Origin of the sequence: Myroides oncorhynchi (assembly GCF_020905415.1) — a bacterium.
GTDB lineage: Bacteria > Bacteroidota > Bacteroidia > Flavobacteriales > Flavobacteriaceae > Flavobacterium > Flavobacterium oncorhynchi_A.
The window spans coordinates 562,949-582,500 of the sequence record NZ_JAJJMP010000001.1; the positions used below are offsets into that span (position 1 = coordinate 562,949).

The window sequence follows — 19,552 nt, forward strand, 5'->3', positions numbered from 1 at the left end:
AGAGATTTTACCTTTATAATAAAGCATCTGATCCTGTTGATTAACTAATCTTTACATTACAATAATCTTTAGATAAAGTTAGAATAATATAGAACACGCATATTTGTTTCAATATTAAAACACAAGATTATGAAATTTCAAAAAAGGCTCTTAATACTATGTTTAGCGATGAGCTCAATAACATTTGCACAAGATAATAACGTACTACGCATAGGACACAGAGGTGCTATGGGACATATAACAGAGAATACAGTAGAATCAATCAAGAAAGCTGTAGAGATGAAATGTGATGTAATCGAGATAGATGTATTCACAGTGAAAGATGGTGCGCTTATGGTATTCCACGATGATAACCTAGAACGCAAAACGAATGGTAAAGGAAAAATAGAAGACTATACTAAGGCTGAATTAAAGAAGCTACTAGTAGATGAAAAATACCTTATACCTACATTAGAAGAAATCATCGAAGCAATCGATAAAAAGGCTGTACTAAATATAGAGCTAAAAGGTGCTAAGACAGCAGAACCTACAGCTAAAGTAATAGAAGCATTTAAGCAAAAAGGATGGACAGATGCTAACTTCATTATCTCTAGTTTTAAATGGGATGAGTTAGAATTAATGCGCAAAGCAAATAAGGCTATAGACATCGCTGTATTAACAGAGAAAGAACCTGCTGATGCTATTGAGTTCGCACATAAAGTAAAAGCTGTAGCTATCAACCCTTATTTCAAAAAACTCAATGCAGAGAACGTTAGCAAAATCAAACAAGCTAACTTAAAGATTTATCCTTGGACTGTAAATGAGCCTAGTGATATCAAAGTACTAAAAGAATTAAAAGTAGATGGTATCATTACCAACTTCCCAGAGAGGATCTAATTTCATACAAATAGATTATTTTAAGCAAAAAGGCGTGTTCTGATTGAACACGCCTTTTATTATTTATCAATGTTTATATACTTTCGAAGAATCCTGTGAAGTATTGTAAGAACAGTACCCATAAGATAATAATTGTTGTTCCTAAAACAGCACCAAACATTCCTCCGAGGGCAAAGTCTTTCTGCTTCAACATTCCTGTACCAAATACAATGGCGTTAGGTGGTGTAGAAACTGGTAAGAATAATCCACAAGAAGAACATAAACCTACTACTAAACCAACAGGTAATAACTGCTCAGCAGGTAAAACGATAGCTGCTATATTAATCACAATAGTAGCAGTAGCAGTACTACTCATAATGTTAGAGAATAAGACTGTAACTACAGCAAATATGATCATCATCACAATCATATTAAACTCCATACCTGCTAAAAACTGTGAGTAATACGGTGCTAATAGTTCTTTAATAGCCATCCCTAGAGATAGTCCTCCTGCTACTAGCATCAGCGTATCCCAAGGCAATCTACGCACATCTTCTGCTGTAATAATACCAAGCATAGGCAAGAATACTATCGGTACCATAGCCGCCCCAGCTGTAGGTATATGCAATTTACTTCCTAACATCCACATTAATACAGTAATTATTAAAATCACAATAACAGCTAGACGTTGTAATCGCATATTATTAGTCATATCTAATGCTTTATTAGCAAATGATACATCTAATCCCTTAACTTTAGAAGTATACTTGCGTACTACTGCATACCAAAAGGCCGCAAGTAATACTACTGCAGGTACAAAACCTAATAGTAACCACTGTGAGAATGTTACGTCAAATCCCTTTGACTTTAACACGTTTACCACAATCAAGTTAGGTGGACTTGACACCATACTCATCATACCCGCAAAGGTAGCTGCTGCAGGAATACTTATAAGTATAGCTTTTGACATCAATGAGTCTTTACCTTCTCTATCTATCAATGGCATCACAGAAGCTAATACCATCGCTGCTGTAGCTGTATTAGAGATAATCAAAGATAGTATAGAGGTAACAATAATAATTCCCAATACTAATGTATTCGGATTAGAACCAAAAATAGAGATTGTCTTCTTAAACAACGACAAGTCGAGATTGGTCTTTCGCATTCCCTCACTTAAAAAGAACCCTCCTAAAAATATCCAAATAACACTGTCAGACCAAGTGGCGGATATCTCCTGTGGAGAAATAGTTGCCCCTTGCATATTCCCCATCGTATAGACTAGAAAACCTATAATCATAATCCCAACTGCAAAGGGAGGAATAGCTTCTGTCGCCCACAGCAATATAGAGAATATCAAAATAAACATCGTATAACGTTGTGCCTCTGTAAAAACATCAGGTGACAAAAAATAAGTCCCTGCTAAAGCTGCAAGCAATGAAAAGAAAAAGATACCAACCCTAGTCTTGATATTCCACATATTCCATGAAGCCTCTATTAATAGCTCACTGTAAAAACGAATACCAGTTCTAATCTTCCTAATCTTGTCAAAGTAATCAAATTCCATATTCAAACATTTAACTGTTAAAATTACAACATTTAAGCGCATTATGCCACTTTTACAGTGGGTATAAAATAAAAGAGATAGCTATCTCAAGCTATCTCTTTTGAATTATCTAATTAAACTAATATAATATACTATCTATAAGCAAGTTAATTAAAACTATACTTTAATCCTACTTGTATTTGATAAGGAGTTCCTCTCTTTACAGGAGTTCCTTTTGTATTTACTCTATAGTTAAACTCTTGTTTATCTTTATCAAAACCAGGTAATGCTGCAACATCACCTTTCTTAGGTGCTCCTAATGCATATAACGATTGACTTCTCATAGACTTATTCACTCCCCAATCTTTATTTAACAAGTTTGCTACATTAAAAATGTCTGCAGATAATTCAAACCTATGCTTACCTTTTACAGTAAATGTTTTTGCTATACGTAAATCAAAAACTCCAAAGAAGCTATTCTTACCGCCATTGCGTTCTGCTACACTGCCATAACTTTTTTGTATATAATCTTTAAGACTACTACTTACTTCTGGATTATCTATGATTGCCTGTAATCCATCTTTAATATGTTGTGGAGTCTTAGGATCATTGATATCAAATACATACGCTAAATCATTACTACCACTGACAAAGTCTCCATTCGTATTTCCTCCAGATAACAAGCTATATCTAGTCCCTCCAATTCCTGAGAAACGAACACCAACATTCACCCCATAAAAACTAGGTGCATTACCATAAATAACCAACTTATGTCTAAAATGATTATCTGAATAACTCATTTTACTTAAATCCCTTGGATCACTCGCTACTGGTAATCCTAATGTAGCAGAGTTAGCAACGTTACCATTAAAAGAAGTAAATGTATCTCCGTTTAACGACATAATGCTATATTTGTAGTCTAAAACATAAGAAAGTCATGCTAAACCTTTTTACCTTTTCGGCTGAATTTACAAGTGAAGAAGCTTGCCGTTTACATTTTAAAGAGCAACGTGATAAGTTAGGAGTTACTTGTCAAAGATGTGGTCATGATGCCCACTATTGGATTCAAAGTAGATGGAGTTATGAATGTAAAAAATGTCGTTCTCGTATGACTTTAAAAAGTGGTACAATTATGGAGCATTCAAAACTATCTTTTTTGATATGGTATAAGACAATGTTCTTAATGACAGCGACTAAAAAAGGCTTTTCAACTTTAGAAATTCAAAAGCAATTAGGACTAAAAAGATATGAGCCAGTATGGGCAATGGTACATAAGCTTCGCAAGGCAATGGGTAATAGAGATAGCAAGTATACTTTAGAGGGAATGTTAGAGATGGATGAGGGATATTTTAAAGTAGAAACATCTGAAATAGAGAAATCTAAAACTAAAAGTGGTCGAGGATCTACAGGTGTTCAAAATGTTGCTATTATGGCTGAAAGTACAGTTTTAGAGAACATAGAAACAGGTGAAAAACAAAATCATGTACGCTTTTTTAAAGCTGTTGTTTTAGAAGATCATAAAGCTGAAAGTGTTAATGAAATGATCAGGAAAAATATTGAAGAAAGTAGCATTGTCTTAACTGATAAGAGTACTTCTTATGTAGATATTTCAGATTTTGTTCAGATACATATTACTGAAAAATCATCAGAACAAACAACAAAAGAGACTCTAAAATGGGTACATATAGCTATCAGTAATGCTAAAAGAAATCTACTGGGAAATTACCATAAAATTAAACGAAAATACCTTCAAGCTTACTTAGATGAATTCGTTTATAAACTTAATAGAAGATACTTTGGTGAAAAGCTCTTTGATAGGCTTATTATTGCCAATATTACAGCTTATGACAAATAACGGACATACATAAAGAAGTATTATCCTTCGTAGAGTTCCATGTATAACTTACTGCAATTTGCCCATCTTTATAATAATTATAATTCGTATCAAATACTAAAGCATAATTATTGACTTTACCTTCACTCACTAATTCTAAAACACGTCCTAACTTATCTGTTTTTCTACCTTGCTTCCAGTCAGATGCGCCATTAGCTAATATTGTCTCAGCTGGGACATATACACCTCTCCCTCCTTCATTATTTAAAGTAAAGAATGGATTATCTACCATATTTCTATCTTTATAGAAATAGTTATTACGAGCTAAGTTCATATACCCTGTCACACTTACTTTAAACCTACTATTAAAAAAATGAGTATAAGATAAGTTTGCTTTATAAACCATCGGTACCTTCGCATCTTTACCTGTAAAGTTGATTGTACTTAGCTGATGCTGCTTTAATGAAGGTATTAAGTTTTTATCTTCTCTATAGCCATAGAAATCAGGTGTGGGTACATCTGCTCCCATGACGTCAACAGTTGCCAACTTACTACCATCAAAAGTCAAGTTATTAATCATTGCATAATTATTGATATCAGAACCAAAAATACCACCTCCTAAACGTACAAAGTCTGTGTTATTCTCGTTGATATTCCAGTCAAATTGAATACGAGGTTGTACAATTAATGATTTTAATTTATTATCTGTTCTTAACCCTAATTCGTCATATACTAACTGGTTATACTTTGCTGTAGGATACTTAGCGTAATCTAACCTAAGACCTAATGTCATATCTAATCCTGGATATAGCGCTGTTTTCATTTGTCCATATAGACCAGCATTAAGTATATTACCATCTACTGTAAGGTCATCTACTAATGGTACCTCCCTGTAATATCTATATGGTCTCAGTTTTTCAAAACTATCCATAGAAGAATATCCTAAAGTAGGATCTGTATTAAAGTGGAAACGACCATTCACTTCACTTCCATAGATTGACTTTGAATTCGTTTGCATTACATCTATTCCAAAAGTGTAATTCACTTTATCTGTAGTATAATAAAGGTTATTTACGATTTGGAAAACATTATTTGTAAACTTCTCTTGTGCAAAACGATGTCCTCCAAACTGAAGATTAGCAGATCTCACTCCTCCCCCAATATTAGATGTTACATTCTCCACTATAGCACGAGGTATATACCATCCTGGCAATTGTGCATTTTGATAGCTATCTTGAGAAGTATATAAATACTGAACTTTTAACTCATTCGTAAGTTTAGGACTAATATTAGTTCTCAATGTCGCTAATAGACTATTATCGACACTCTTATCTGTACCATAAGATTCGTATAAGTTGATCTGAGTATTATCTCCTAATCCTAATGGATTATAATCATACGTTAAGTTATTGCGTACAGTCAACAAGTTGTTCTCATTAATCTGCCAATCTAAACGCAAGAAAGCAGCATCAGAATTTCTTCTTTTGTCGAATGTTCCATACTGTGGATTATCAGATACACCGTATTTATCGCGAGCAATACCTACAAATTTGTCTAAAGTCTGGTTGGTAATACCATAACGATCTTCATCCTGAGGTCCTTTAATATCCGCAATTATTAGAGAACGTGTATCTAACTGATGATCCCAGGCTACGAAGTAATGTAGTTTATCCTTTATAATAGGCCCTCCTAACGATACCCCGTACTGATACGTAGAGTAATCCGTCTTTCCTTTTTTATTTCCATTGATGTCATACGGACTAGATAACCAGTCTGCACGCATATAAGAGAACATCGATCCAGAGAACTCATTAGTACCTGCTTTAGTCACAGCACTTACAGTACCTCCACCACTACGACCTAATGTCACATCATATTGATTCGTCACAACCTGAAACTCACGTACAGCCACCATTGATACAGAATATGGAGCACCACTTCTACTCGTAGTCGCTCCTCCTGAAGTAGGATTCTTAGCTGTAGTACCATCTATTGTAAAGTTAATAGACGAACCTAACTGTCCACCTATAGAACCACCATTAGACAAGGGTGACAAATCTGTAAGATTAGAGAAGTTACGCCCGTTAATCGGTAAGTTTTTTATCGTACTTGCTGTGAATGTAGTCGCTGCACCTAAAGATTCTCTTTGGTTTTTTAAGCTCTTCCCATCAATCACTATCTCCTCTAAGTGCTGATCTTCTACCCCTATCACAAGGTCAACAAATACATTATCACCTTGGTTAACATAGTATCCCGTCTTTTTAAACTCGGCACCTGTTTCATCCTGTGTGATAACAATATATGGTCCACCTAATGGTATCTCCTTAAATACAAACTCCCCATTAGCATTTGTTTTCGTACGAGTAGTAAACCCTGTAGATGTGTTCTTGATTAAGACTTCTTTACCCTGTTGGATAGCATTATCTTGTAATACTATTCCTTGAATAGAAGCTTGCGTAGTTTGAGCGAAAACTTGTGCGCTAAATAATGTAGCACATACAAGTCCTGCTAAGTGTAATTTTTTCTTCATTACGTTATTAACTAGGTTGATTGATGAAGTCAAAACTATTCCTTCATTATTACCTGTTGATTTTGAACACGTAAAGAAATTGTCATTATTAGATTTAAGAATTCAAAGGATTATTAACGAACTGTTAACAAATAGTAATCTTACACTAAAGCCTATCTTTCTCCTGCATATCTATCTCTTTAGAGCTGTACTTCACCTTTTGATTTCCTAAATTATACTTTAATGAAATAGCAAAGCCTTGTGTATCGCTATAGTCTTTAAAGTAGTTATTTTGATTCGCATAGTTTGTACTGATAATCTGTCTATCGCTACCGAATATGTTATATACATATAGGTTAGCAGATAGTTTATTCTTTAAGAACTCCCTACTCATAATAAAATCTGTACGTTGGTAACTACTTATTCTAAAGGTACCTTGTACGCTTGGCGATGAATAAGAATAAGTCATCATTACTTTCCAATTACTCTTCTTGTGTAAATCTACTGAAGCAAATAATCGGCCATATATACCCACTACATCATTCTTATATAACTTCTTATCTACACCATAATAATAGTCCTCTTGATATCCCGCTGTTAGATAACTATTTAGTAATAACCATTCTCCTACTTTATATGGTGTATTCAATACAATTCCTACTTGCTGTCTCTTATCAATATTTGTATAGTGATATACTAGTGTATTCGTAGCCTCCTCTTGATAAGATATTTCCATAGAAGGATTAATTTCTCTCTTATACATAGCTTCAATACTCCATTCTTTATAATCATATCCCAAACTAAAATTATGACTAATAGTTGGTTTTAAATCTGGATCTCCTTGAAAGTATGAAAACAGATTATAGTAACTCTTCGCAGGATTCATCCAAGAATATGAAGGTCTGTCAATACGCTTTCCATACGAAAAACTCAAGTGATGATCGTCTGTTAGATCATACTTCACATAAGCTGTAGGGAATAACTTAAAGTAAGACTGTTTATTACTCCCTACCCCACCGCTATTAGTCTGTATACCTGTGTACTCTCCTCTCAATCCTGCTTTTACTTGCCATTTATCCCACTGTTTAGTAAGTGAGGTATACCCTGCCCAATTAATCTCTTGGTACTCATAGTCATTACTCTTGTCTTTATTATATCCTTCATCTTTATTTTCAAAGAAATCTAAGGAATATAATGCTTTCACGATACTATACTTTCCTCCTAATTCCCATTTGGTTGTTTCTTTATCAATAGAATAGTCAATACCTGACACTGCTAATCGTGTACGTGATTTGTCTTTCGTTGCAAAAAAGCGTTCAGTAGGTACTTGATCTTTAAAGTTAAGCTCAGTTAGTACATCTTGGTTGTCTTTTTGATTGTCATACGTAAAGTAAGATGACCATAATAACTTCTTTTCTTTACTAAACTTCTTGTCTAACATAAAATAGCCTGTGTACGTATCCATATTAGCGCGCTTCTGATTAAAGGTTGTATAGTTAGACTCTACTACATTATCTTTAGTATAGATTAGCGTAGGAATAACATAATCTCCTTTAGTTTTGGTATTGATATATCCATTACCACCAACGGTTAAAGTCAATGTACTATCCACCTTCACGTCCATCTCTGACTGAAAGCTATGACGACCTCTCATTTTATTTTTACGAGTCATCACACTACTCCATCTATCCCCATTCTCATAGATTACATTGTCCTCATTATATCTTACTGTTTCTCCCTTACCAAAAGAATAACTCCCTGATAGGTTAATCTTCTCACCTGAATATGTATGTTGTGTACTCAGCGTATTATACGCATAGGTAGTTTGTTTAAAGCGATCTGTAATACTCCCTTTATACCCTAAGCTGACATTCTTCTTTAGTTTAATATTTAATACTGCTCCCCCCTGAGCATCATACTTCGCAGGAGGGTTCGTGATAACTTCTACAGCCTCTACCTGTGTACCATCTGTAGATTCAAGCATCTCCTTTAACTGCTCTCCTGTCAACATTACCTTTCTATCATTAATGGTTACTAATATACTCTGACTACCTCTAATACTAAGATTATCCCCTATAGAAGTAACTCCAGGTGTTTGTTTCAGAATATCCCAAGCATTCGTAGTAGCTAATGATGTATCTTGTACATTAAATACTAGTCGGTCTATCTCTCTCTTTATCGTTGGACGTTTAGCGGTGATAACCACTTCGTCTAATACCGCATTATCTTCTGCCAACACTACTTTAGATGAATCACCACCTATACCTATTACTTTGGATTGAAAACCAACATAACTAAACTCTACTTGGCTAATCAACACATTAGGTTCTATTACATAATTACCTTCTTCATCAGTATAAACAGATTGAATCACTTTGCCATCTGCATCCTTTGCTACCACTGTTACAAAAGCCAATAACTCTTGTTTACTATCCACTACCTTTCCTTTAATTGTAGTATCGATTGTTTGAGCGTTTACGACAACACCCAACAATAATATGCTCCATAAAATAAGTATACGTACCATAATTTGTTTAATTTTAAGCAAAGGTGTAGAATCAGCCTTCTAAATGCGGTTAACAAACGGTTAATGAAGGGTTAACAGTAAATGTAAATATAGAATAAAAGCCATTTAAAAGTATCTTTGTTTATATGAAAAAACTAAAATCTAAATATTACTTTATCATCTTCTGTCTCTTCTATTTACTACTGATAGGAGTAATGGGAGCATACATATACCATGCTTTTCAACTAAAATGCAAAGAGATTGTGTCTGTTGTAAATACCAAAATAGACAATCTAGAAGACTCTGGAATATTAAATAAATACACAATAAAGAAAGAGAATGAGCAATATCGAATGCTATTAGAAATAATACATGGAGAAAAGACATTAGATGAGTTTAAAGAATTTAATCAGAATATACTAAAATCAAGAGAAGAACATTTTAGCCACATCATAGATAGTTTATTTGTTAATGAAAAGTACGAAGTAGCAGTGAGGTATGATATGTCTCAATTAAAGTTACATAACCCAAAAAAAGATTTATTAGATAGGCCAATAACCTTACTTCAAACTTCTCGTAAAGTAGATAAATCATATAAAACCAATACTTCTAATTGGGAAGTACAAGAAAGTAGTGAACGAACTGATGTAAGAGAGGAACAAAAAGAGTATAAACATCACTTCTCTCTCTATCAAAATCAATATATTGATATCAAAAATATCATAAGCATTGCTCTTCTATCACTATTACCTTTACTTGTTTTGACTGCTGTAGTAGCCATATCGCTACTTATAGTGTATTATATCACCTATCGCACGATTAAACAAAAAGAAAATGAAGTCATTAATCTCTACAATATGGTAGACAACGTCTCTCACGAATTTAAACTACCAATAGCAACACTCAAATATGGATGTAAGAATCTATCAAAAGAATATGACTCTCCTACTGTACAGCTATTACTGCGTCAAGTAGATCGATTAGATAGACTACAGAATAGCCTAGCTCCTGTGTTCTCTGAAGGACATGAAACCTATAAAAAAGAAGAAGCTTTAAGAATGATAGAGGATTTACAAAACCTTTATCCTGAAGTATACTTGTCTATAGAATGGAACACTAAAGAAGAAATCACTCTTCCTAAAACTAAAATAGAAACTGTAATTCTTAACCTATTAGAAAACAGTATTAAATATGGAGGTACAGAGATCAAATGTATCATTTCATCAGAAACTCATCATTACATTATGACAGTTATAGACGATGGAATGGGAATAGCTAAAGATAAACAGAAAGACATATTCAAGAAATTCTATAGAATACAAGAAGGGAATATCCATAATACACAAGGGTTAGGAATCGGCTTATACCAAGTACAACAAATAATAAAATCCCTTAACGGAAATATTAATATAAATAGCAAACTACAAGTAGGAACTACTTTTAAAATCACAATACCTTATGTATAAATTGTTATTAGTAGAAGACGATATTGATTATGGTACTGTGATCCAACAGTACTTAGGTATCTGTGGTTTTGACGTGAAGTGGTTCATTACTCCAGAAGAAGTTGTGGAGGCTATAAAACAAGAGCACTTTGACTTAGCAATATTAGATATTATGCTCCCACAGAAAGATGGTTTTACATTATCTAAAGAGATTAATACGGTATTACCTACCTTGCCTTTCTTATTCTTAACAGCAAAGAACCAAAATATAGACCGCCTAATGGGGTTAAAGCTTGGTGCTGATGATTATATATCTAAAACGTGTGATCCTGAAGAACTAAAGCTTCGCATAGAAAATATCTTAAAGCGAACTGCAAGCCCGAAGACAGAGCAATATCTGTTAGGAAGTTATACCTTTAATCCTATACAGCTAAAACTGGTTCATCCTACTGAGATTATTAGATTGACAGAGCGAGAAAGAGATTTGTTATTACTACTAATTGCTTCTAATGGAAAGATTATCTCTCGTGAAGAGATCCTACAGAAGTTATGGCCTTCGGCAGATTACTTTAATGGGCGTAGCTTAGATGTATTCGTTACTCGCCTGAGAAAATACTTCCAACACGATGATACCATTAGTATAGCAAGTCTAAGAGGTATCGGTTTTGAGATTAATCTATCCCTTAAATAAGCTGGGTAGTACACCGTAGTATTTCTTAAACGCTACTGTGAAGTGCTGTGGATTCTTATATCCCAAGTGCTCTGACACTTCCCCTACATACCATTTGTGGTCAAGTAATAACCTCTTTGCCCTTTTACTCTTCATTCTATTTAATCCATAGTAATAACATCGTGCGTCCATAGGGACTCCATTAAAAAGCTTGTTTTAATGGAGTCACTATGGACTCATTATGGACTCACTATGGACTCAGCCGAACCAAGATCGCATAAAAAAGGCAATGTAATTTCTGTTACATTGCCTCTTTTATTTTTAAGTCTTGAAAGCGTTTTAAGAACGCTTCATTTAATTTATTTTTATCTTTGATTCTACTAAGTGCTTCTATTGCTTTTAGTTTATAACTTTCCTCTTTTGCATCTTTAAATAACTCAAAACATGCTAAAGCATAGTTGGCATTATAATCATCTAACTTATGAAAAGTATGGAAACATTTATCTAGATATTCTAAGCCTGCGACATACTGTGTATCTGCGATAAATAGAATTCCTTTCATTAGATATACTTCTTGCTCCCGTTGTGAAGTCCAAGTTTTTTCAGCGATATATAACTCTTCTGCTATACTCAATTTCTGTAAACCATTCACGACATCACCAATAGTCGTAGCTGTCAATCCAATGCCATAGTATCCATCTGGGTCATTTGGAAAGTCTTTGATTAACTCTTCATACTTCTTCCTTGCTAATCCAATATTATTAACTCGTAATGCCGCTTCTGCTAATTCCTCCTTAAATACTGAATTACTCTTACTTGATAAACTATCCGCGTAGTAATAATACGTTACAGCAGCCTCATGTTTATCTTGTTTTGTCAACGCCACTCCTGTGAAAAAATAAGCATCACATAATGTGTTATCTCTTTGGATTATATTAAAAAATACTTTACCAGCTATATTATAATACTTAGGTGAATTAAGAGCTTCTAAGCCTGTTTTAAATAAATCCAACATATCTGTATCATCAATAGGACAACTTAACTCTAATGTCTCAAAAGCATACTCTTTATCTAGATATTGTGCATAAATCTGCTGTGTAAAAAAAAGCAATATTACAAATACTCCTTTAAAGTAATTATCTCTGATATACAATCTCACTTGTAGGCGATGCATTATAATATTGATTATTCTCTTGTTCTAATATACGATCCGTAAACAGTACTCCTTCTAAGTGATCAAACTCATGTTGCATAATCACAGCTGTAAACCCCTCTACTACTTCCTGGAAATGTTCACCACTCAAATCATAATAGGTTATATGTATAGCTAAACTTCTATGTACTTCTCCATACGTTTCAGCAATAGACAGACATCCCTCATCCCCCCTACGTAAGATTTTAGAATACCATATAATCTCAGGATTAATAAAGAACTCAAATGGTTCGTCCTTTTTATCCATACGTTGTACTAAGAAAACTCTTCTATTGATACCTACTTGTGGTGCCGCAATACCAACGCCTGGTTTCTCATCATGCTTTACTGTTTTATACATACGTGCGATTAAATACTTCAGATTCTCATCTGTCGGAAGGACTTCTTCACAACGCTGTTTAAGGACTTGCTTCTCTAAAAGATTATCAACTTGATAAACATGCATAGATATGTCTACATTGCTCTGTTGTATAAATTGGTTTTCAATATCGCTTAACTTACTGTAGGTATTCATGATTATTTATTTTACACTTCAAAAATATAACTAAAAGCTTACATAAATAAAAAAAGCTCAGATAATATCTGAGCTTTTCATTTATACTTTTTTAGGAGCAATTGAATCTTGCTTTACAACTTCTGGTAATACTGGTGCTGGAGGTATGGAATCATTTATAGATTTAACATCTGATCCTTCTTCCTCATCATCATCGTCATCTCCACCTTGACCAAAAACTTCACTTGCTTTATACCTACCTAATTTAATATTAAAATCTTCTGCATTACCTGTAATTCTCATCGGTATACCAATAATTCCCATAGGAGGTAATCCTAGTCTAAACCCTATGTTTAAATCACCATCTAAACTCACCTGTCCTTCAAAACGAGGGCGGAACCCTGCCATCTTCATTTTAGTACGTTCGATGGTCATTACATTGTCTTTTATACTAGACTTAATATTTACATCTGATAGTGTACCTTTCTCTAAAGACTTAGCATCTGTTTTATCTGCAATAGCACCTAAAAGTTTGAATCCTTTAAAGCTAATATTTGCTAGAGACAATGTACCTTGTCCTTCTAAACTTCTCATAACAGGAAACATACTACTGTTTAACTTTCCTTTTAAACTATAATCTAATGCCACTGTACCGTAGGCATCCTTAGCCATAGAAACCATTTCTCTAAATAGAGTAATCTCTTTATATGCCCTTTGAATATCAAACTCTGATGCTTTTAGATTATAACTAAACTCTGCACTTCTGTAACCCGTTGGTTTATATGTTCCATTCATAACCACATTAGTTCCTATCAGATTAAACTTAGTGTCTTTTAGATCTATTCCTCCCTTATCTACAACTAGATTACCAGTGAAGTTTTCTAAATTATACTCAGTATATTTAATCTTATCTGCTAATGCATTGAACGTAATATTTACATCTTTAGGTAATTGAATTACACCAGCATTTGCTGTATTAGCTGTGGTAGTTTTACTCGTCTTGTTATTGGCAAACATCATAAATTCATCTACATTCATATAAGGAGATTGCAAATCAAAACTTCCCTTTAATGTATCACCTTTCAGCATATAACCAATCACATTAGTCAAATAACCATTCATTGAAAATTTAGAGCTACCATAGGTCGCTTCAAACTTCTCGAACTTCATCTTCTCCTTGTAAAAAGAAAACACTCCCTTCTTAATGTGTAAAGGTTTAGGAAACATTTCCATAGTTACCGTAATATTATCTACCTCAAAACGTCCACCATTCTTCAACTTATCAAAATTACCAGTCACAGCATCACTTTGCAGTCCACTTAAGAATAAGCTCGTAAGTAATCTACCTTTTACGTCTATACCATCAACTTTAAATAGCTTATAAAGATTTCCAATATTTAATGTCCCTTTTGATTTGACGTTATAATTTAAGTTGTTCAAATTATACAAACTTGCTGCTAACTGAAACGGTTCACCTGCAATTTTAAAATCAATGGGAAGTACTTTAATTGTTAGATCATTTAACGAACCTCTCTTACTATTGATAATTGTATGTATTTGAATATTCTCGATTGGTAGATCAGGTATACGTTTGAATTGGATATATCCGTTGACAAACTTAATCTCTGAGTCTATGATAGGAAACAGTTTTCGTTTAGGTTCATATGTCCCTTTTATACTACCTTTAGCATCTATAAGACCTCTTAAAACAATATCTTCAACCGGAATGAATTCTTTAATATTCTCCAGGTCTACTTTAGCATCTATATCCCCTTCAATATAATAATCGTGAAGATTTTTTAAATATAGATTACCTTTAATATGATTATCCATTGCAACAAGAGACACATCTGATATACGCACTGATGTATTCTTATAATTAGAATCCTTAGCTACTAAATCGAAATTGAAGTTAATGTCTTCTAGAGCTTTTGGCAACTGAGCAAGTTTAAAATACCCATTCTTAAGAGAACCCTTCAAATCAAAGGTAGGAATACTAGTAATAGTACTATCACGATATACTTTGCGCAATGTTCTACGTTCCACTACCCCCTTAGAATACATTCCATTAAAAGTACCATTTAATGCTAATTCACCTTTCATAGCGAATCCATCAATACCTATAGCTTTTTGAAATAAATCAAGATTCAAGTTAGCGTTAATTATTCCCTTCGCCTTAATTGCTTCTAAACCTTCTACATTAAAATTCAAATCACTATGCTTTCCATCTAAATCAAATGATAATTGTTTTACATCAACAATACCCTTGTAAATATCTAAACGAGGTAAAGTATATGAGAAGTCTAAATTCAAATTTTCAAGGGGCTTAGCAACTTGTTTATTCTGTATAAAACCATTCTTAACTTTTAACGATAAACTCACACTCGGAGCTAAATTCTCCACAATGACATACTTCCCCTCTAAATGAAACATACCATCTACGTCACCAGCCAACCTAGTATCATCTAACCAATATTGATATTCAGGAGGTATTATAGAAAGCAATTGCTCTAGAGTTGCATTTTCAGTCTTTACATCAAATAACATATCATAGCCGTTCTCGACAAAACCAAAATGTCCCTTAAAATCAACAGGTAATCCTTTAATACGAACATCATTCTTAGCAAACACAAATGTCAAGGATTTTGTATCCACTTTAGTCTCTAATTTAGCTAATATAGGTTTCTCTTTTACATAATGAACTCCATCAAAATTAAAGTCAAAAGAAGAGATACTAGCCTTACTAATTAAATCAAATACGTCATCACTCATCTTACCTTGTCCAAGGTAATCAAAACCAGAAGCCACAAAACTTAATTTACTAGCTAAATCATTATAAATAATCTCAGCTTTCTCAATATGAAGTTCTTCTATCTTCAATTCAAGACTTTCATCAGTCTCTTCTTTTTCATTAGAGGGTACAAAAATATCATAGTTAGCACTACCTCCCTCATTTACATTCACATAAACTAAGGGATTATTTATATATATTTTATTAAAAGAAAGCTTGCCATCCATTAAAGCCATAATATCAACTCCCAAATTAATAGACTCTGCTTCAAAAAGTTTATTTACAAGTAATGAATCTACTTGAACGCCTTCTACACTCGGCTTATATATAGTTGCGGTCAATAAAGGGAATTTTTTGTAAAAAGACAAATTAATGTCATCAAAGTCAACTTCACCTTTAATTGACTCCTTCATTAACTCCTTAACTTTAATATTAATTTGATCAGCATAAAATATAGGTACAATATACATTAGTCCAAAAACTAATACTATTAAACTACAAAGGCCAATAACTAACCTTATCAAAATTCGTTTCATCTTTTTTAACATAGCTTATTCATCAATTTGCGTACAATCAAATATATTATTCTCTCATATTTTAGATTTTAAAGATACAAATATCAAAATGAAAAGAATAAAAAAAGTGTTTTATAAAACAAAAAATCCCCAACCTCATACGAGATTGGGGATTCTAAAGAAAGGCGGCGACATACTCTCCCACTGGTTAGCAGTACCATCTGCGCTAGCGGGCTTAACTTCTCTGTTCGAAATGGATAGAGGTGAGCCCCGCTGCAATAACCACCTTAAATCGGTTGTTACATTGACGTAACTAATATTTTTGAACTATATTGATATGCCTTAACTACTTTGTTAGACTTTTTTTGAATACAAGCGTTTGTGTTTTAGAAAGTTGCCCTCCCCTTGTATTAAACAAGGGGAGTACACATAAGCTTACGGGTTATTAGTACTACTCGACTCTGACATTACTGCCTTTACATCTATAGCCTATCAACGTTGTAATCTCCAACGACCCTTTAAAGAAATCTCATCTTGTGGTGGGTTTCGCACTTATATGCTTTCAGCGCTTATCCCTTCCCAACGTAGCTACTCTGCGATGCCCCTGGCGAGACAACAGATGCACTAGAGGTTGGTCCAAATCGGTCCTCTCGTACTAGATTCAGATCCACTCAAATTTCTAACGCCCACAGTAGATAGAGACCGAACTGTCTCACGACGTTCTGAACCCAGCTCGCGTGCCACTTTAATGGGCGAACAGCCCAACCCTTGGGACCTTCTCCAGCCCCAGGATGTGACGAGCCGACATCGAGGTGCCAAACCCCCCCGTCGATATGAGCTCTTGGGGGAGATCAGCCTGTTATCCCCGGCGTACCTTTTATCCTTTGAGCGATGGCCCTTCCATGCGGAACCACCGGATCACTATGCTCTACTTTCGTACCTGATCGACCTGTATGTCTCTCAGTCAAGCTCCCTTATACCATTGCACTCTACGCACGGTTACCAAGCGTGCTGAGGGAACCTTTAGAAGCCTCCGTTACTCTTTTGGAGGCGACCACCCCAGTCAAACTACCCACCAAGCAATGTCCTCCACAATCGCGGAGTTAGATCTCAAATAAGCAAAGGGTGGTATTTCAACAATGACTCCACAACGCCTAGCGACGCCATTTCACAGTCTCCCACCTATCCTACACATCACTTATCCAAGAACAATACTAAGCTATAGTAAAGGTGCACAGGGTCTTTTCGTCCCACTGCGGGTAATCGGCATCTTCACCGATACTACAATTTCACCGAGCTCATGGCTGAGACAGTGTCCAGATCGTTACACCATTCGTGCAGGTCGGAACTTACCCGACAAGGAATTTCGCTACCTTAGGACCGTTATAGTTACGGCCGCCGTTTACTGGGGCTTCAATTCAATGCTTCTAAACAATTGCTCATCTATAACATCTCCTCTTAACCTTCCAGCACCGGGCAGGTGTCAGGCCCTATACTTCATCTTACGATTTTGCAGAGCCCTGTGTTTTTGATAAACAGTCGCCTGGACCTTTTCACTGCGGCCAGCATTGCTGCTGGCGACCTTTCTCCCGAAGTTACAGGTCTATTTTGCCTAGTTCCTTAGCCATGAATCTCTCGAGCGCCTTAGGATACTCTCCTCGACTACCTGTGTCGGTTTACGGTACGGGTACTTATAATCTAAGTTTAGAAGCTTTTCTTGACAGCCCTTAGGCACACTATCTCGTTGTCCGAAGACGCAAAGTACTATCGCATTTCTCCTAGTCTGACGCATTTTACTATCAAACCAATAGGTACGTGCTTCAACGAACTATTCCGTCAGTTCGCGGTGCTTTCATCACTGTGTCACTCCATCACAATTATAAGTAGTACGGGAATATTAACCCGTTGGCCATCGACGTCCCCCTTCGGGTGTGCCTTAGGTCCCGACTAACCCTAAGCTGATTAGCATAGCTCAGGAATCCTTAGTCTTACGGCGGGGGTGTTTCTCGCACCCCTTATCGTTACTTATGCCTACATTTTCTTTTCTAAAAGGTCCAGCAATTCTCACAAATCACCTTCTACCCCGTTAGAATGCTCCCCTACCACTCTCGCATATGATGCGAAAATCCATAGCTTCGGTAGTATACTTATGCCCGATTATTATCCATGCTCGATCGCTCGACTAGTGAGCTGTTACGCACTCTTTAAATGAATGGCTGCTTCCAAGCCAACATCCTAGCTGTCTGGGCAATCAAACCGCGTTATTTCAACTTAGTATACATTTGGGGACCTTAGCTGATGGTCTGGGTTCTTTCCCTCTCGGACATGGACCTTAGCACCCATGCCCTCACTGATAGGTATCATTACTTAGCATTCGGAGTTTGTCAGGAATTGGTAGGCGGTGAAGCCCCCGCATCCAATCAGTAGCTCTACCTCTAAGTAACTATCGACTATCGCTGCACCTAAATGCATTTCGGGGAGTACGAGCTATTTCCGAGTTTGATTGGCCTTTCACCCCTACCCACAGGTCATCCGAAAACTTTTCAGCGTTAAACGGTTCGGTCCTCCATTTAGTGTTACCTAAACTTCAACCTGCCCATGGGTAGATCACACGGTTTCGCGTCTACCACTACTGACTAAAGCGCCCTATTAAGACTCGCTTTCGCTACGGATCCATGACTTAATCACTTATCCTTGCCAGCAACGGTAACTCGTAGGCTCATTATGCAAAAGGCACGCCGTCACTTCACGTAGAAGCTCCGACCGCTTGTAGGCGTATGGTTTCAGGATCTATTTCACTCCGTTATTCACGGTTCTTTTCACCTTTCCCTCACGGTACTGGTTCACTATCGGTCTCTCAGGAGTATTTAGCCTTGGCGGATGGTCCCGCCGGATTCAATCAAGGTTTCACGTGCCCCGACCTACTCAGGATACCACTATTCTTATCTTCTCTTACTTATACGGGACTATCACCCTCTATGGTCTACCTTTCCAAGTAGTTCTAATTCAATCCGCAAGAAATATCGTGGTCCTACAACCCCAAAATTGCCGTAACAACTTTGGTTTGGGCTATTCCGCGTTCGCTCGCCACTACTTGCGGAATCACTTTTGTTTTCTTCTCCTCCGCCTACTTAGATGTTTCAGTTCAGCGGGTTCGCCTCCTTATTGGATACTATGT

At 35.5% G+C, this 19,552-nt stretch carries 11 protein-coding genes, 2 rRNA genes and 1 pseudogene (1 of these 14 only partly in view); 4 read left to right on the plus strand and 10 right to left on the minus strand.

Going from position 1 to position 19,552, the window contains the following annotated elements; genetic code table 11:
- Nucleotides 1-129 precede the first annotated feature (129 nt).
- Complete coding sequence (locus LNQ81_RS02445) at nucleotides 130-876, plus strand: glycerophosphodiester phosphodiesterase (protein ID WP_229944589.1); 747 nt, start codon at nucleotides 130-132, stop codon at nucleotides 874-876.
- A gap of 73 nt (nucleotides 877-949) precedes the next feature.
- On the opposite strand, the gene LNQ81_RS02450 is transcribed toward LNQ81_RS02445, so the two are convergent.
- Together LNQ81_RS02450 and LNQ81_RS02455 are read right to left on the minus strand one after the other, a co-directional pair.
- On the minus strand, nucleotides 950-2,419 hold the full coding sequence (locus tag LNQ81_RS02450) for an SLC13 family permease (RefSeq protein WP_229944590.1): 1,470 nt from the start codon (nucleotides 2,417-2,419) through the stop codon (nucleotides 950-952).
- Between the two features lie 146 nt (nucleotides 2,420-2,565).
- A complete protein-coding gene (locus LNQ81_RS02455; protein ID WP_229944592.1) occupies nucleotides 2,566-3,300 on the minus strand; it encodes a hypothetical protein in 735 nt (244 codons plus the stop codon).
- A gap of 35 nt (nucleotides 3,301-3,335) precedes the next feature.
- Here LNQ81_RS02455 and LNQ81_RS02460 point away from each other — a divergent pair, with 35 nt between their 5' ends.
- Nucleotides 3,336-4,253 carry an IS1595 family transposase gene (locus LNQ81_RS02460; protein ID WP_229944311.1) on the plus strand — a complete coding sequence of 306 codons (918 nt, stop codon included), beginning with the start codon at nucleotides 3,336-3,338 and terminating at the stop codon, nucleotides 4,251-4,253.
- A 13-nt stretch (nucleotides 4,254-4,266) separates the two neighbouring features.
- Here LNQ81_RS02460 and LNQ81_RS02465 read toward each other — a convergent pair.
- Together LNQ81_RS02465 and LNQ81_RS02470 are read right to left on the minus strand one after the other, a co-directional pair.
- Nucleotides 4,267-6,762, minus strand: a pseudogene (locus LNQ81_RS02465) (TonB-dependent receptor); the annotation flags it as partial.
- 145 nt (nucleotides 6,763-6,907) lie between these two features.
- Complete coding sequence (locus LNQ81_RS02470) at nucleotides 6,908-9,268, minus strand: outer membrane beta-barrel family protein (RefSeq protein WP_229944594.1); 2,361 nt, start codon at nucleotides 9,266-9,268, stop codon at nucleotides 6,908-6,910.
- Between the two features lie 125 nt (nucleotides 9,269-9,393).
- Between LNQ81_RS02470 and LNQ81_RS02475 the strand changes: the two genes are divergently transcribed.
- Both LNQ81_RS02475 and LNQ81_RS02480 read left to right on the plus strand, forming a co-directional pair.
- Nucleotides 9,394-10,713: a sensor histidine kinase gene (locus LNQ81_RS02475; protein ID WP_229944595.1), complete on the plus strand. Its 1,320-nt coding sequence runs from the start codon at nucleotides 9,394-9,396 to the stop codon at nucleotides 10,711-10,713.
- Nucleotides 10,706-11,383, plus strand: a complete 678-nt coding sequence (locus LNQ81_RS02480) for a response regulator transcription factor (RefSeq protein ID WP_229944597.1) — start codon at nucleotides 10,706-10,708, stop codon at nucleotides 11,381-11,383. Before LNQ81_RS02475 ends, LNQ81_RS02480 begins: the two co-directional genes overlap by 8 nt.
- Here the strand turns inward: LNQ81_RS02480 and LNQ81_RS02485 are convergent.
- From LNQ81_RS02485 to LNQ81_RS02510, 6 genes are all read right to left on the minus strand, one after another.
- The gene (locus LNQ81_RS02485) at nucleotides 11,369-11,554 is read right to left on the minus strand and encodes a helix-turn-helix domain-containing protein (RefSeq protein WP_229944598.1); all 186 of its coding nucleotides are present in this window, start codon (nucleotides 11,552-11,554) and stop codon (nucleotides 11,369-11,371) included. The genes LNQ81_RS02480 and LNQ81_RS02485 overlap by 15 nt on opposite strands.
- Nucleotides 11,555-11,663: 109 nt before the next feature.
- Complete coding sequence (locus LNQ81_RS02490; RefSeq protein WP_229944599.1) at nucleotides 11,664-12,536, minus strand: tetratricopeptide repeat protein; 873 nt, start codon at nucleotides 12,534-12,536, stop codon at nucleotides 11,664-11,666.
- Nucleotides 12,499-13,089 (minus strand): peptide deformylase, encoded by a 591-nt coding sequence (def, locus tag LNQ81_RS02495; protein WP_229944601.1) that lies wholly within the window; start codon nucleotides 13,087-13,089, stop codon nucleotides 12,499-12,501. Before def ends, LNQ81_RS02490 begins: the two co-directional genes overlap by 38 nt.
- A gap of 81 nt (nucleotides 13,090-13,170) precedes the next feature.
- A complete protein-coding gene (locus LNQ81_RS02500) occupies nucleotides 13,171-16,272 on the minus strand; it encodes an AsmA-like C-terminal region-containing protein (RefSeq protein WP_229944603.1) in 3,102 nt (1,033 codons plus the stop codon).
- Nucleotides 16,273-16,554: 282 nt separating this feature from the next.
- Nucleotides 16,555-16,664, minus strand: a 5S ribosomal RNA gene (gene rrf / locus LNQ81_RS02505).
- Nucleotides 16,665-16,799: 135 nt separating this feature from the next.
- Nucleotides 16,800-19,552: ribosomal RNA gene (locus tag LNQ81_RS02510) — 23S ribosomal RNA — on the minus strand; it runs 142 nt beyond the window's last position.